Source organism: Terribacillus sp. DMT04 (assembly GCF_019056395.1).
Classification (GTDB): Bacteria; Bacillota; Bacilli; order Bacillales; family Amphibacillaceae; genus Terribacillus; species Terribacillus aidingensis_A.
On sequence record NZ_CP077639.1, the window covers coordinates 1,882,021 to 1,897,478 of the forward strand.

Here is a 15,458-nt window from a genome sequence, read left to right on the forward strand (position 1 = left end):
TCAAACTTGTTGAAACGGTAAATAAAGTAATACAGTCGCTCCATGACGATTATTTTCCAACGATATACCATAGTCAGCCCCATACAGCATTTTAATTCTATTTGCAACATTGCTTAAACCATAATGTGCTGATTTGGAAGTGATGCCGGGCTCTAATGCTAGCTCTTTCTCCAGTTTTTCTCTTACGACCGGATCAAATCCTGGTCCGTCATCCTTAATTGTCAGTACAAGTAAGCCTTCAATCTGCTGAATCTTGATGCCAATATGAATGGAAGTTTGGACTTCAAGGCCATATTTAATGCTGTTCTCTACAATAGGCTGAAGGATGAATTTTGGTACTTGTAAGCTCCCTGCTTCGTTGGGATAATCTGTCGACCAAGTAAGTCTGTCAAAAAAGCGAAATTGCTGGATAGAGAGAAAGTCTTTGACGTGTCCAATTTCCTCGGCAAGCGATACAAATTTAACACCATTATCCAAGGAATAGCGCAGCATTCTGCCGAGGGTTGTAATGATGCGCATCACTTCCTCCTGCTCTCCTGCTTCTACCGCGTAATTAATTGTTTCTAATGTATTAAAAATAAAATGCGGATTGATTTGTGTCTGGAGCGCATATAGTTCAGCCTCCTGCTGTTTTAATTTAATCATATAGTTTTTTTGAATAAGATCTCGTATCTCTTCGATCATTATGTTATAGCTTTCTGTCAGCCTGCCGACTTCATCCTGCTTCGTTACCGGCAGTATTCTTTGAAACTCACCTTGCTGCACGCTGCGCATATTTTGCATCAACTGTTTGATTGGTTGGGAAACATTATAGGCAGCAAGACTATAGAAAAAGAGACTAAAGCAAATAAATACAAGAAATAAAACAATGGATATCGTACGTGTATGCTGCTGTTTGGCAAATAGTATCTCTGTCGGCACTTCATATACCAATGCATATGTCTGCTGTATCGCTGGTGTAATGCCGATAAGCTTCCCGTCTTGCAGAAAACTGCCATTTTCAATCGGATAAGCATTAAGATCGACTGATTCATTGTCCCTGCCGCTAGAATCATAAGCAAGTCTTCCTGACATCTTGTCTACAAGCATAATACGAGCAGCACGATGGTCTTTCATGGATGCTGTAATACGATCCACAAACGAAACGTCTAATGCTAGAAACATGGTCCCAAGATAGGTTTGATTGTCGCGGTCTTGAAGTGGTACGCCAATTAATAAATAGTCAGCACCGTTGTTGAATACGAGGTTCGTTTCATGCGGAAGCAAGAGGATGCTGCCTTTTTCCAGCTCCAAGCTTTGTCCGTAAACAGCAGCTTCGGTTTTAGAAAAACCGCGATAATCCTCCGTTGTTGCGGCAAATATCCGATTTTTAGAAAAAACAAATACACCAAGTAAATCGGATGTGCTGGAGTGAAGGAAGCTATTAGACAAATAGCGTTCCATTTCATATTGCTGCTGCATTGACTCTGCGTGTGATTGAAATGCATCCGCACGCAATATCTCAATCGTCTGCTGTGATTGATATAGCCTTTCCGGCATTATGGTGACATCTTGTACATTACGATCGATTTGCTGACTTGCCTGTTCGAGCATTTGCGGTACTAATGCGCCGATTTGCTCTTCCGCCGCATTCATATAAGCCGCGTAAATAAAGAAGCCTAACAGGGAAACTGGGATAATTGTCAGCAATGTGTAAGAGAACAGCAGCTTTTGCATTAAAGGTAAATGACGGAATATCTGTTTAAAATTCATATTGATCCACATTTTCTACCGTGAAATCAATTGGCTCATCCATAATGATTTGATCTCCATTCACCTGTATTCTCCCGACCCCATCAATCAGCATCCCATCGTCCATAACGGTTCCATCACGTAAAAGTTTTGCAACCATAACCGTCAAGTACCCTAATTTCTTTGGGCTCCATAATGTAACAGTACGCGCATTGCCTTCCTTTAAATGCGTATTCATGTCACGTGGTGAGGCCAAACCTACAACAGTAATAGCGTCTGTTAATCCTTCTTCTTTCAAAACAGATGCCGCTGCTGGCGGGCCAAGCGAGGCAATGCCGATTATGCCTTTCAGTTCTGGATAAGTCGTGATAACTCGTTTTGCTTCTTGATAAGCTGTGACGGGATTGTCATCTGTATAGGCTACTTCGCGAAGTTCTAAATTCGGATAATAAGTGCGATTATGCTGCTTGATCCAATGCAGCCATTCTTCTTGATTCAACGATGATGCAGACCCAGACAGGATGACATACTCCCCCTTTTCGCCGATTTGTTTTACTAAACTATCCAGTAAGTGCTGTCCTAGCATTTCTGCATCTACCATGTTTATAAAATAGTCTCTAGCTTCTGGGTGCGCATCTGCATCCCATGTCAGGACCGTTATGCCTTGCTTTTTAGCTTCTTCAAGAACTGGCGTTAGACGGTCTGGGTCAATAACACTTACAGCTAGTACATCTACTTTTTGGCTGATAAAGCGATGAACAATTTTTTCTTGCTGTGCTGCATTTGCTGTTGCCGGACCCTCAAAATGTACAGTTGCTCCAGTGTATTTTGCTGCCTCTGCTACCCCCTCTTGTACAGCTTGAAAGTACGGTATTTCCATTACTTTCGGGACAATCGCAATATCAATTTGCTCTTTAGGTTCAATTTGCTTGTCAGAAGATGCAGTATTTTGGACATAAAGGACACTACTTTTATTGCAAGCGCTTACAAAAATCAACAAGAATAACAAGATTAGAAGTAACTTGCGCATAAAACCATCCTTAGCAACCCCGCAGTAATCCTGCGGGGTCAATTGATTAGTTCACTGCTTGGAACTCTATATTTTGTTTTTCCAAATACGTTTTTGTATCACCATCTATGCTTGTATCGGTGTATACCTTCTGTATTCGATTTAGCTCGGTGATGGTTGCGAACGCACGCTTACCGAATTTACTAGAATCAGCAAGCAAAATAGTTTGACCGGCTATGTCGATCATTTGTTTCTTGATAATCGCTTGTTGTTCATTGGAGTCACTCAAACCATGCTCCACATGCACGCTTTTACAAGAAAGGAAGGTTTTATCAACGTAATACGTTGTCAGTGATCTTTCGGCTAGCGGACCGACGAATGATAACGATTTCGCTAGCAGCTGACCGCCAAGTGAGATAACACGAATTTGGTCCTTTGTACTGCAGGCAATCGCAACCTTAATACTATTGGTGATAATCGTTAGCGGCATGTTTGGCAATTCCTTGGCCATGTACCACGCTGTCGTACTGGCATCAAGAATAATACGTTCGCCTGTTTGGATTTCCGCAACAGCAGCCTTCGCAATTGCCTGTTTCGCATCCATGTGCATGACTTCCCGCGCTTCGTGCGCAATCTCGGATGCACCTTCTTCGATCCGAACAGCTCCGCCGTGACTACGATGAAGCAGCTGTTCCTTCTCCAGCTTCTCCAAGTCGCGCCGGATCGTTTCTTCGGTCACATGAAAGAGCGTACTCAGCTCGGACACTCGAACACTGGCCCGTTCATTTACAACATCCACAATCTTCCTTTGTCTTTCTGCAACTAACATACCTTTTCCTGCCTTTGCCACGTTTTGATTATAGTGTAGCATAATCTTCCGTGTTACCGGCGTGCCAATTCGCTTCTTTCGTACTCTTGAACATGCTGCAGCCAAGCCGTGCCGCGCGGAACTTGCATCTCCTGGCAGAAATAATCCCAGATGGCACCAAATGGATAACTCTTCAATTCTTCCATTAACATCAATCTTTCTGTAAACTGGCCTTTTTCTTGATAGTCTTTCAGCTCCGCGTGCGGTGTTAATAATGCATAAAGCAACGCTTTCTGCATATTGCGGGTACCGATTACCCAAGCCGCCACTCGGTTGATACTGGCATCAAAGAAATCAAAACCAATTCGGATTGTATCTAATGCATCATTGCGGACAAGCTCGTTTGCAATTTCTTTTAGCTCGTCATCAAACGTGACAACATGATCACTATCCCAGCGTACGGGGCGGGATACGTGCAGTGCAATTTTGTCTGTAAAAACTTGCATGCCGCTAATTTTATTCGACACCATTTCTGTCGGGTGATAATGACCTGTGTCCATGAGCAGATATTTGCCGCGTGTCAAAGCGTAACCCATGTAAAATTCATGTGAGCCCACTACATAAGACTCGGAACCAATTCCAAAAAGTTTGCTTTCCAAAGCATCTATGTTGTACTTTTCATCAATTTCTACTGCGAATACTTGATCAAGCGAATTCTTCAGCCTTTTTCGCGGCGTTAATCGGTCACTCGGAACGTCCTTATAACCATCCGGAATCCAAATATTTGTCAGACTTGGTGTGCCAAGTTCCTTACCGAAGTACTCTCCAATTCTGCGTGCGGCAATGCAATGTTCAATCCAGAATTGGCGAATTTCCTCATCTGGATGTGCAAGTGTCAGTCCATCAGCTGCTTTTAAATGGGAAAAAATAGTAGGATTAAAGTCAAGTCCAAGGTCATGCTGTTTCGCCCATTCAACCCAATTACGGAAATGCTCGGGCTTTATTTCATTACGTTCAACATGCTGACCATCCGTTTCGGCATAAATAGCATGCAAATTAATTCGATGTTTCCCCGGAATCAAACGCAGCGCCATTTCCAAGTCGGAACGCAGCTCTTCTGGTGTTGTTGCTTTTCCAGGATAATTACCAGTCACATCAATGCCGCCTGATAGTTCGTTCTGCTGCACTTCAAACCCGCCGATATCATCACCTTGCCAGCAGTGAATACTAAGTGGTACCGTTTTCAATTTTTCCAGTGCTGCTTCTACGTCTACTCCAAGTGTCTCGTACATCGATTTCGCCATTTCATACGCTTTTATTACTGTCATTGTTATTCCTCCTTAAGCTAAATGAAATACTTCTTTTAACGATTCGCTAACTGGACTATGATCCGGATTCGTCTGCATGATATCCTGCATATACACCCACCAGCGCTGACATACTTCTGTTTCAGCAATTTGCGCGTGTAATTCCTCTGATTCAGCTTCTAAGTAAGCAAATAACATTGCCGTAGGTTCGTGCAGGAAGATACCATAATTGCTCACACCATGTTCCTTTAGCACTTGCTCCATCTCCGGCCAAAGCTGATCGTGACGCTTCTTGTACTCCTCGAATTTATCGCGATACACGTACATAACACTAGCTTTTCGAATCATAAACTGCACTTCCTTTCTCTGCACCAGCTGGTGAGAAGGTTCGCAGTGGGAAGGACGACTCTATTAGCTGTCTTCCGGCATCCAAGGAAGCAAGCTCACCCGCTGCTATCATCTGTACAATCAGGTTACCAAGCGCGGTTGCTTCTGTAGGTCCTGCTATTACTTGTAAACCGCTGTAGTCAGCGGTCAGCTGATTCAGGATTTGGTTTTGTGCTCCGCCGCCTACTATGTGAAGTGTCTGCAGTTTTTCTTCTGTAAGCTCTTGCAATTCGATTAATGCTTCGCTGTAGATGACTGCCAAATTATGAAAGACTGTAAAACTCAGCTCTCCAATCGTTTTCGGCACGTACTGTTCTGTTCCCCGGCAATAATCCTGCAGTTCTTCAATCATATTATCCGGCTTCAGAAAGCGGACATCATTCAAATGAACGGTCGGCGGTTGCTTTAAATCGGCCTTTATCGCCTCTTCCACTATTTCAGCGTAATTATAATCTACTGGATATAATCTTCTAATCTCCTGGATTATCCACATACCAATAATATTTTTTAAATAGCGGTATGTTTGGTCAACACCCCACTCATTCGTGAAATTTAACTCCAGGCTGCTGTCATCCAGTATCGGCTGCTTGCGCTCTGTGCCAAGCAGTGACCATGTACCACTGCTCAAATAAGCCCAATTCTCACCGCTTGCAGGCACACCGGCAATGGCTGATGCCGTATCATGTGAACCTACTGCAATGACCTTACACTCTGGCAAGTCATAGGCATCTCGCAGCTTTTCACGTATGCTGCCAATCACAGTGCCTGGTTCAACCAGTTCTGCAAACTGACTGGTATGAACACCTGCCAGATTTAGAAGCTCTTCATCAAGAGTCCGATTAAGCGGATTCAGAAGCTGCATGGTAGAAGCATTTGTTGCTTCCATTAGCTTCTTTCCTGTCAGTCGGTAGTTCAAATAATCAGGAACAAGCAGTATCTTGTCCGTCTGACTTATAATTTCCTTTTCTTCTGAAGCAAGCTGGTAAAGACTGTTGAAAGGCTGGAATTGAATGCCTGTTTTACGATAGATTTCGTTCTTCGACATCGCTTCCCATACCTGTTCCATTATGCCATCTGTCCGGGAATCCCGGTAAGCGATCACATCTCGCAACCGCTCACCATCCTTCCCGATCAGTACATAATCAACTGCCCATGTATCTATTCCTAACGTACAAGCAGTAATACCTTGCCGTTTGGCCTTTTGCAAACCGCTAAGAATCTGTTCCTCCAAATGGTCAATATCCCAGCAGTTAAATTCTCCTTGTTTCTGATAGCCATTTGCAAAACGATGAATCTCCTGTATAACAAGCTTCCCTTCTTTCAGTTCACCTGTTACAAGACGACCGCTTGATGCACCGATATCAACCGCTATATGCATATGATATCCCCCTTATCTTGTAAAGGCAGCCGGTACGCCGCCGTCTACTGTGATCATGCAGCCTGTTGTTTTAAGAGCAGCATCTGAGGCAAAGAAAGCAATTGATTCGGCAATATCTCTTGGATAAATGTTTACACCCAATGTTGTTCGTTTTCGATAATGCTCTTCCAGCTCATCTGGTTCAATGTTGTAAGCTGCCGCGCGTTCTTCCCGCCATTTTGAGCCCCAAATTGCGGAACCTTGCAGCACCGCATCAGGCAAGACGCCGTTCACACGGATACCATAACTGCCACCTTCAGCAGCAATGCATCTGGCCAAGTGCATTTCCATTGCTTTCACTGAGCTGTATGCAGCTGCATTTTTACCGGCATAAACTGAGTTTTTCGAACCAACAAACACCATGCTTCCGCCAATTCCCTGCTGTTTCATTAATCGGAATGCTTCACGGGCAACGAGGAAATAACCTGTACCCAACACATCCATATTAAGCTGCCATTCTTTCAATGTTGTTTCATCAAACGGACTGCTAGTTGCCAAACCTGCGTTGTTTACAATATGATCAACGCCGCCATACTGTCTAACAGCAGTCTCAAACGCTTCAGCAATTGCTTCTTCTGAGGTTACATCCATTTTGACTGCAACAGCGCGGCCTTCGCCATACTTCTCGTTCAGCTCAGTCGCAACTTTTTCTGCGCCTTCGATATTGATATCGGTCACGACAGCATGAGCACCGTCTTCCAAGAATACACGCAGCGTCTCGCTTCCAATGCCGCCTGCCCCGCCAGTAACAAGAACGACAGTACGGCTGAATCTAGCTTCAGCCGGAGCCAAAGACAGCTTATACAACTCTAGCGGCCAATATTCTACGGAGAATGACTCCGATTCAGATAGAGATACAAACGCCCCTAGTGCAGTAGCTCCTTTCATCACCGCAACAGCACGATGGTACAAAGCAGAGCTGATATTTGCCGCCTTTTTGTCCTTACCAGTAGTAATCATTCCGACGCCAGGAATAAGGACGACTCTTGGTACTGGTTCGAACATAACATCACCTTCAGATGCGTTGCGCTGGAAATAATCCTTGTAATCTTCTGCAAAAGCTTGGATGCCAGCTTGGACCATACGCTGCAAATCCTCTGCACTATCAGAAGCTGGATCAAATGGCACGTATAATGGCGTGCGCTTCGTATGTACAAGATGATCCGGACATGCAGCACCTACCTGACTCAGCTGCTCTGCTTGCTCACTGTTTACAAATTCCAAAATATCGTCCCTATCATCAAAGCTTAAAATCATTTTTTTCTCTTCACTAACAGCCCCTCTGATGATTGGCATAACCTTCGTAATTAATGTGTGACGAGCATCTTTATCCAGACTAGCAACTTTCTCGCCGCCGAATGGTGCGGAAGTAGATTGTTTTTCTTTAATATATGCTTCTGCTTTACTAATCACAGCAATTGTTCGATCATAACTTTCCTTAGCAGTGTCACCCCATACGACTAAGCCGTGTTTCTCCATTAGAACTAACTCGGCTTGCGGATTCGCTGCGACTGCTTCTGCAATCATTTTAGATAGCGTGAAACCAGGACGGATATAAGGAACCCAGACATAGCGGTCTCCGAATATTTCTTTGGCAATGGCTTGCCCGTTATCTGCACAGCAAATGCTGATAATGCTATCGGGATGCGTATGATCAACATGTTTAAAAGGAAGAAAAGCGTGCAGCAGCGTTTCAATGGAGGCACGAGGATGACTCGCATCAATCATACAGTTTGTCAGGTATGCAACCATTTCTTCGTCTGGCATTTCATCTCTTTCGATTAACGGACGTATATCTTCCATTCGAAGACCCGTAAAATTATGCGCTCCCATCGTTGCCAAATCAGAACCGCTGCCTTTTACATACATAACTTCTACAGGCCGTCCACGGAAATCTTCTACTGTCGTCTTCATGGAGGTGTTGCCGCCGCCCCAGTTACAAACCGAGCGATCGCTTCCAATTAAATTAGAACGATACACAAGTTCTCCCAAACCTTCTTGCAAATCCGCTTTTTTGTCATCCCACTTGTTTTGTACCAATTTTAACACTCCTCTTTCTAAGAATGTACGCTATTTATTAAGCGCTTTCAATAACTGATTTCATTATACACGAAACAAATGTAGTTTTGTGTGTTTTTCTTTATATTTTTTTGTTTATTTTTGTTTAGTTAATTTTTTGCTTGTTTTCTGTTCTCCGGTATACTTCCGTATCGTTCTTCTTGAATTTGTTCTAATGACTTTCCTCTTGTCTCTGGTGCCATGATCAATCCTATGACTGCTGCGATCAGCAAGAAACCAATCATGACCATACCCGCTGCCTGGAAACCAAACGAACTAATCATTAGCGGAACAACTAGCGATATCAAACCAACTGCCACTCTCGCTAGAGCAAATATGAATCCTTGCGCTTTGGCCCGGTAACGTGTATGAAACAGTTCACCAGCCCATAAGCCATAAAATGCCTGTGCGCCAAATCCGGCAGCAATACCCCATAAAACGACGAATGTAAATAACTCGAACATTCCCATACCACCAAAAGTAAGTACCAGCCAGGCTGCAATCCCCATAGCTGCACCTATTCCGTATAACAGTTTCCGATTTACACGGTCACCAAGCTTTATGAAGACGAAGTAAGTTCCGGCAACTGTTAGTGTCCATAGGAACCCTTGTAGTAAGTTCGCCTGCGAGGCAGATAAACCACCCACTGTTTCGTAAATATACGGCATAAAATAACCCATTACACCTGCTACAAGGTTCCAGAAAACATAGATACCAACAAGCAGCATAAGCGCCTTGAGATTTGCTTTTATGGTAAATAATTGCTTCCAAGATACATCTTGTGATCCAACAACTTTACGGCTTTTTTCTTTCTCTTTTTCTTCAGTCCAAATTTTTGATTCGCCTATTTGCTGCTGCAAAATCCAAGTAATTAAAGCAACAACAAAGAGCTGCGCAAAAATAATTCGACTGCCAAGCAGACCTAATGGCGCTAGCATTACGGATAAAAATAAAGTAATTGCCGGTCCAATTGACCAAGCTAATTGCCCCCAGCCAACGCGAGCGGCTCTCTCGCCTTTTGGTGCTTCTTCCGCAATATAAGTCCATGCCGCTGGGATAGCTGCCCCGACAGCAATTCCGGTAACAACATAACCTACTAGAAGCATTGGGAAACTGAATGAAAATGTGATGAGCAGTATACCAAGCATGTACACGAGCAAATCATATTTATAAATAAATTTCCTCCCAAACTTGTCCACTAAAATACCGCCCAGAAATGCACCGATTGCTGAACCAAAACCATTGGCACTCAATGCACCAAGCAAACCTAGCTTTGCATCATTCAAATTCAAATACTCCATCCACAAAGTCAAACCACCAGCACCTGCTACGATCGAACCCGCTTCCAGATAGTTAGACATCGCTACTGTGATAGTAGCCTTTAAACTCCCCTGCTTTTCCGACATTGTTCACCCTCCTCTGTGTTCATACAACATAAAGCGCTTTCATTTTCGCTTTATGTTTTGGATTATACACCATTTTATTTTATTTGTGTTTATTTATATTTAATTATTTTTGTTTTAGAAAAAAAGTGATCCTAAAAGCCATCCCCTCAGGTTAACATAACTATATTATGATAAACAAAAAGGCTTGCATCATCTACATGAGAATGCAAGCCTGCCTTTCTATACTACTTTCATAAGGAACACACATGGGTTCAACTTAAAACAATTTGATTAAGATTACTCCACTTAAAATCAGCACCAACCCGACAATCTGTATCCAATCAATTCGCATTTTCGGTGAGTTGATCAAACCAAAACGCTGAATAAACAAGCTTCCGGCTATCTGACCGAATAAAACTAAGATAACCGTTTGGCCGGTTCCTATCTGTCCGACTAAATAAACGTTTACTAAGACATATACCGCACCTATTAGTCCGCCAATCCATACCATCCAAGGTGCTTTCTGTTTAATAGGCGTTTTTACTCCTGCAAAAGAGCGCTCTTTCACAGCAACTACTATAATCAGCGTTACTGCTCCCACAAAGAACGATATAAACGCTGCTTGAACAGATGAATCTAACACTACTCCAAGCTGGCCGTTAATTGCTACTTGTGTTGACGCCAGCATACCTGAAATTACACCAATAAGTCGCCATACCCATTGCATAAGATTACGGTTGTTCTTAACTTCTTTGCGTGATCTTACTTCCTGAATGGCAATTGCCAGGAATACGCCAACTAATAATAAAGCAATTCCGAAGACGCGATTAACATCAAACGGAACTTTCATGGAAGAAAACCATCCAAAGTTATCGATGAGCATCCCCATAATGATTTGCCCGAGTATCGGCATAATCGCTGTTTGAACACTACCCAGCTTCGGAAACAACAAAATGTTAACCGTAAGAAAAATAACACCAAGCATTCCGCCAAGCCAAATCCAGATTGGCTGATTAGAAATAAGCTCCCATGAAATTCCGAGCGGTGCACCAGAAACCAATGTAGTAACAAATAAGAAAACTGCCCCTATTGTAAAAGAAATCATCGAAGCTAAATATGGGCTAATAACAAACTTACGCAGCTGTGCATTTACAGCTGTTTGAAATGACAAACCTGAACCAATTAATACACCTAATAACGCAGCAATCATAAATAAGAACTCCCTAATATTTTATCTTTTTTTATCCGCTTATTGATAAAGTTACGGAGGCGATAGTGCGTTGTACCATATATCTTTCGTATGTATCTTCCTCTCTAGCCAGTTACTTTTCACCTGCTGCTTTTCCCTTAAGATAAAAACGCCTCTCTTTATCAGCAATCGATAAACAGAAGCGTTCATACCTTTCCTTTTACTATTATGCCAGAAATAAATCTCTTTGTCGGTTTATTTTAACATGGTATGCTATTTTAACGCGCTAACGATTCCGCCAGAACTATTCTTGATCCTTATATTTAGCCATAAAAGAAGTATATGTCCCTATTCTTGGTGTATGGAAGAAAACGTATAATGAGATTTATCTATAGAAACCGGGGGGATAAAGATGACAAATCAGGTACTTTTAGAAGAACAATTTAGAAATGAAAAATTGAATCATGTACTGCAATGGCGTTTTGAGCCTCATCATTGGTTTATTGATAAGCAGACTTCTCAATTAATTCTAAAAACCGATTCCAAAACTGATTTCTGGCAAAAAACACATTATGGCTTTGAAAATGATAATGGGCATTTTCTGTATATGAATACAGATAAGAATTTTCGAATGATCACTAAGGTGAAAGCATTACCAAATTCAAAGTATGACCATGCTGGATTAATGATTCGTTATTCAAAGGATGTATGGGTTAAAACTTCTTTAGAATATATAACAAGTAATATAAGTAAATTGGGCGCTGTGGTTACAAATCAAGGCTACTCGGATTGGTCCACACAATATGTAAAAGATAAAGATATTGAGTTATACTTCCAGATATCCCGAATTGCTCAGAATTGTTATATTGATTTTTCCTGGGATGGCGAGGAATGGATGCAAATGCGTATCGCTCATTTGGACATTCCTGATGATGCTTCCATTTCAGCCGGATTGTTTGCATGCAGTCCCCAGGGCAAGGACCAATCTGTACGCTTTGATTTTCTAACAATAACTGAACTTTCTTCTGATCCAAATGAAGCTTATTTATAATCCAACTTGCTGCCAAAAGGCAGCTTTTTTCGTTTTCAGCTGTTAATGTATTTGAATTGATTAATCACTTCCGCTAGGATCCGATGTGCTACTAAATGCCGTGTACAGCTGCGAGAGTTTCCAACTAATACCGTACATATCCCCTCTAACTAATTAAATCCAATCAGCTTTATAAAAAGTTTAAAATTCTAAGTCAAAGGATAAATCCATACTCCCGCAATACACATTTACATTTACATTTGCATGAAGGACTACCCAGTTTCGATGAGTAACCCTCATAACTACCTTTTCTCTTCCTTCGTAAGGTATTTCTTTACCTGTTTAAATAATTGAAAAGCGCATTGACGTTGTGTTGAAGAATGTATACGTCGTTTCACTAACTTTCTTACCAAAATCAGTAGCTTTTGTGGTTTGTTTTGCTGTGCTGAAAGGCGTGTTCGAAATGGCGAGGAATACTTTTCTATTCCGGATTAAATAAAACAATCTGTTACATGATCCCTCGCTGTATTCTCGTCATGGCAATTGCAAAGAGGCCTATCACAACAATCTACATTCACATGCCTTCCCACTATTTAATGCTCAAAACAAAAACGCCCTTCTTACCGGACTGACCCGATAAATAAGGACGCGCGTATATTTCTCATTAGTATTTTATAATTTCCGATAACCGTTTATCAGCTTATTTGCGCTAATGAATCTTAAGAATCATTTTATTCAGTATCAACTGGCGCGATGCTCAAGCCGCAGACGGTCTGCTACCATTGCGATAAACTCTGAATTTGTCGGTTTCGCTTTTGAAACGCTGACAGTATATCCGAAAAGGGAGGAGATGGAATCCATGTTACCGCGGTTCCAGGCTACTTCAATTGCATGGCGAATGGCCCTTTCCACACGGGAAGCAGTTGTGTTATATGTTTTGGCGATATCCGGATATAACACTTTTGTGATGGATCCAAGCAGGTCGATATCATTGTAGACCATTGTGATTGCTTCACGCAAATACATATAGCCTTTAATATGAGCAGGAACGCCAATTTCATGGATAATATTCGTAATGCTTGCTTCCAAATTCGGTTTTTTGTGTTTTTTCTCTCTTGTAACACGAATTGGATTAGACGATGATTCGTAACTGCTGCCATGTCCGCTGACTTGGCGAATTTGCGCTGCTAAGTTCTCCAAATCAAACGGTTTTAGTATGAAGTAAGCAGCACCAAGATCGACTGCTTTTTTCGTTACTTCTTCCTGTCCGAAAGCTGTCAGCATAATCACATGCGGCATTGGAGCTGACGTTCTTTCTCGTAATGTGCGAAGAACTGCCAAACCATCGACATGCGGCATGATGATATCAAGTACGACAACATCCGGCTGGAGATCTTCCAGCATATCTAAACAATCTTTTCCATTATAAGCTGTACCAATTACCTCTATATCGGATTGGTCTTCAAAGTATTCCTCCATAAGCTGCACAAGTTCTCGATTGTCATCGACCAAAACTGCTTTTATCTTTTCCATTACCTGCTTCCTCCCTTAATATCCCTTATGATTCCACGTTACAGTTTCGACATATCAAGGTCAATTCCTGCCAAATTGAAAAAAACCTCGCTTTTATTTCCATAGCATGAACTTTTGCCCACCATTCGACAGCATATGACGCGGAATCTTCCGAACAGATGTTTCTTGTCTTTTCATTATAACGTATGACTTGAAAAAGAAAAAGACACTCCCATTCGTTATCGAATAGGAAATGTCTTTTTTTAGCCAGCTTTTTTATCTGATTTGTAAATATCGATACCTGCTTCCTGCAGCATCCATTCGATGTGCACACCATAACCAGAGGTGGAGTCATTCACAAAAACATGTGTTACGGCACCAATTAACTTACCATCTTGAATAATCGGACTTCCGCTCATCCCCTGGACGATACCGCCTGTCTTAGCCAGCAGCCTTTTATCTGTCACTTTAATGATCATTCCTTTAGTTGCTGGATGATCTTGTGGAACACTGTTGACGATTTCTACATCAAATTCCTCAATCTTTTCTCCTTCTAACACTGTTCGGATAACTGCCGGTCCTTTTTTCACTTCATTGCTTAATGCAATTGGCAATGCTTTTGTTTCTTCCGTTTTACGCATATCACTTTCTAATTTGCCAAAAATACCAAAGGGACTATTTTTCGTGATGCTTCCAATATGATTGCGGTTCATGCTGAATTCGGCGAGCTTCTCACCTGGTTGACCGTTGTTTCCTTTTTGAATACTTGTCACATTCGAGCGAACGATAGTGCCATCATGAATCTCAATCGGCTTTTGTGTATCCATATCCGAAATGACATGCCCTAATGCCCCATAGTTTTTCGATACTGGATCATAAAACGTCATTGTACCGATTCCAGCTGCTGAATCTCGGATATAAAGACCCATTCGATACTGCTTGTCTTTTGCATCCAGTGCTGGACGCAACTTTGTTGTCATTGTTTCGTTGCCGCGTTTTACTTTGATACGAACATACTTCTTATCTTTTCCTGCTTGCTCAATCAGCGGTGCAACTTCTTCCATTTTGCGTATTTCTTGATTGTTAATCTCCAACAATACATCACCCGTGTAAATAGCTGCTTCTTCTCCTGGCGATACGGTCGCTTCCGTTGTACGGACCTGATGATGCCCGACAACAAGAACACCTAATGTATGAAGCTTTACGCCAACAGAATGGCCGCCCGGAACAATGCGAAGGTCGGGAAGTACATCAACGGAGACTTTTTTGACTGGTATGCTTCCTACCGTGTAAATAAGTTCTTGCTTATCAGCTGATTGCCCGCGAAAGGCTTCTTGATCGATTGCTTTTACAGCTTCGCCATCCCCAAATGCAGGAAGCGCATCGGCTGGATCGTTCGTTGAAAACAACGTCATTGTGTTTGGTATACTCAAAAATGACTGTACTGGTGCTGTCAATGGCGCTGCCACTAGTACTGCCAGCAGACAGAGACCAATGGCGATGCGTAAAGCTGCTATCCTTTTCTTCATTTTCTCATCTCCTAGAAGTCCAACCCCACAGCAGTTCATGCTTTATATGTACTTCTAGTTTGAGTTTCACAAGCGCTTTTTAAACCCAGAAAACAT

The 15,458-nt window shown here is 42.2% G+C and carries 12 protein-coding genes; 1 reads left to right on the forward strand and 11 read right to left on the reverse strand.

Translation table 11 applies throughout. From position 1 onward, the window contains the following. The 9 genes from KS242_RS09980 to KS242_RS10020 all read right to left on the reverse strand — a co-directional run bounded on the left by KS242_RS09980 (position 1) and on the right by KS242_RS10020 (position 11,312). Positions 1-1,752: a sensor histidine kinase gene (locus KS242_RS09980; protein WP_217321229.1), complete on the reverse strand. Its 1,752-nt coding sequence runs from the start codon at positions 1,750-1,752 to the stop codon at positions 1-3. Next, a complete protein-coding gene (locus KS242_RS09985) occupies positions 1,742-2,761 on the reverse strand; it encodes an autoinducer 2 ABC transporter substrate-binding protein (RefSeq protein ID WP_217321230.1) in 1,020 nt (339 codons plus the stop codon). Before KS242_RS09985 ends, KS242_RS09980 begins: the two co-directional genes overlap by 11 nt. Before the next feature lie 46 nt (positions 2,762-2,807). Continuing rightward, a complete protein-coding gene (locus KS242_RS09990; RefSeq protein WP_217321231.1) occupies positions 2,808-3,569 on the reverse strand; it encodes a DeoR/GlpR family DNA-binding transcription regulator in 762 nt (253 codons plus the stop codon). Positions 3,570-3,622: 53 nt separating this feature from the next. After that, positions 3,623-4,876 carry an L-rhamnose isomerase gene (gene rhaA / locus KS242_RS09995; protein ID WP_217321232.1) on the reverse strand — a complete coding sequence of 418 codons (1,254 nt, stop codon included), beginning with the start codon at positions 4,874-4,876 and terminating at the stop codon, positions 3,623-3,625. Between the two features lie 12 nt (positions 4,877-4,888). Beyond that, positions 4,889-5,203, reverse strand: coding sequence for an L-rhamnose mutarotase (gene rhaM / locus KS242_RS10000; RefSeq protein WP_217321233.1), 315 nt, complete (start codon positions 5,201-5,203; stop codon positions 4,889-4,891). Next, complete coding sequence (gene rhaB / locus KS242_RS10005; RefSeq protein ID WP_217321234.1) at positions 5,187-6,620, reverse strand: rhamnulokinase; 1,434 nt, start codon at positions 6,618-6,620, stop codon at positions 5,187-5,189. The genes rhaM and rhaB overlap by 17 nt, the downstream gene beginning before the upstream one ends. 12 nt (positions 6,621-6,632) lie before the next feature. Next, a complete protein-coding gene (locus tag KS242_RS10010; RefSeq protein WP_217321235.1) occupies positions 6,633-8,699 on the reverse strand; it encodes a bifunctional aldolase/short-chain dehydrogenase in 2,067 nt (688 codons plus the stop codon). Between the two features lie 128 nt (positions 8,700-8,827). After that, positions 8,828-10,123, reverse strand: a complete 1,296-nt coding sequence (locus KS242_RS10015) for an MFS transporter (protein ID WP_217321236.1) — start codon at positions 10,121-10,123, stop codon at positions 8,828-8,830. 256 nt (positions 10,124-10,379) lie between these two features. Next, positions 10,380-11,312 carry a DMT family transporter gene (locus tag KS242_RS10020; protein ID WP_217321237.1) on the reverse strand — a complete coding sequence of 311 codons (933 nt, stop codon included), beginning with the start codon at positions 11,310-11,312 and terminating at the stop codon, positions 10,380-10,382. Between the two features lie 391 nt (positions 11,313-11,703). Between KS242_RS10020 and KS242_RS10025 the strand changes: the two genes are divergently transcribed. Further along, positions 11,704-12,342: a DUF1349 domain-containing protein gene (locus KS242_RS10025; protein ID WP_217321238.1), complete on the forward strand. Its 639-nt coding sequence runs from the start codon at positions 11,704-11,706 to the stop codon at positions 12,340-12,342. Positions 12,343-13,062: 720 nt separating this feature from the next. Here KS242_RS10025 and spo0A read toward each other — a convergent pair. Together spo0A and spoIVB are read right to left on the reverse strand one after the other, a co-directional pair. Then, a complete protein-coding gene (gene spo0A, locus KS242_RS10030) occupies positions 13,063-13,854 on the reverse strand; it encodes a sporulation transcription factor Spo0A (RefSeq protein WP_217321239.1) in 792 nt (263 codons plus the stop codon). Between the two features lie 242 nt (positions 13,855-14,096). Next, on the reverse strand, positions 14,097-15,362 hold the full coding sequence (spoIVB, locus tag KS242_RS10035) for a SpoIVB peptidase (protein WP_217321240.1): 1,266 nt from the start codon (positions 15,360-15,362) through the stop codon (positions 14,097-14,099). Positions 15,363-15,458: the final 96 nt, after the last annotated feature.

Coding starts and splice junctions, on each gene's coding strand:
- KS242_RS09980 (WP_217321229.1), bottom strand. CDS start 1,752: ATGAATTTTAAACAGATATTCCGTCATTTACCTTTAATGCAAAAGCTG.
- KS242_RS09985 (WP_217321230.1), bottom strand. CDS start 2,761: ATGCGCAAGTTACTTCTAATCTTGTTATTCTTGTTGATTTTTGTAAGC.
- KS242_RS09990 (WP_217321231.1), bottom strand. CDS start 3,569: ATGTTAGTTGCAGAAAGACAAAGGAAGATTGTGGATGTTGTAAATGAA.
- rhaA (WP_217321232.1), bottom strand. CDS start 4,876: ATGACAGTAATAAAAGCGTATGAAATGGCGAAATCGATGTACGAGACA.
- rhaM (WP_217321233.1), bottom strand. CDS start 5,203: ATGATTCGAAAAGCTAGTGTTATGTACGTGTATCGCGATAAATTCGAG.
- rhaB (WP_217321234.1), bottom strand. CDS start 6,620: ATGCATATAGCGGTTGATATCGGTGCATCAAGCGGTCGTCTTGTAACA.
- KS242_RS10015 (WP_217321236.1), bottom strand. CDS start 10,123: ATGTCGGAAAAGCAGGGGAGTTTAAAGGCTACTATCACAGTAGCGATG.
- KS242_RS10020 (WP_217321237.1), bottom strand. CDS start 11,312: ATGATTGCTGCGTTATTAGGTGTATTAATTGGTTCAGGTTTGTCATTT.
- KS242_RS10025 (WP_217321238.1), top strand. CDS start 11,704: ATGACAAATCAGGTACTTTTAGAAGAACAATTTAGAAATGAAAAATTG.
- spo0A (WP_217321239.1), bottom strand. CDS start 13,854: ATGGAAAAGATAAAAGCAGTTTTGGTCGATGACAATCGAGAACTTGTG.
- spoIVB (WP_217321240.1), bottom strand. CDS start 15,362: ATGAAGAAAAGGATAGCAGCTTTACGCATCGCCATTGGTCTCTGTCTG.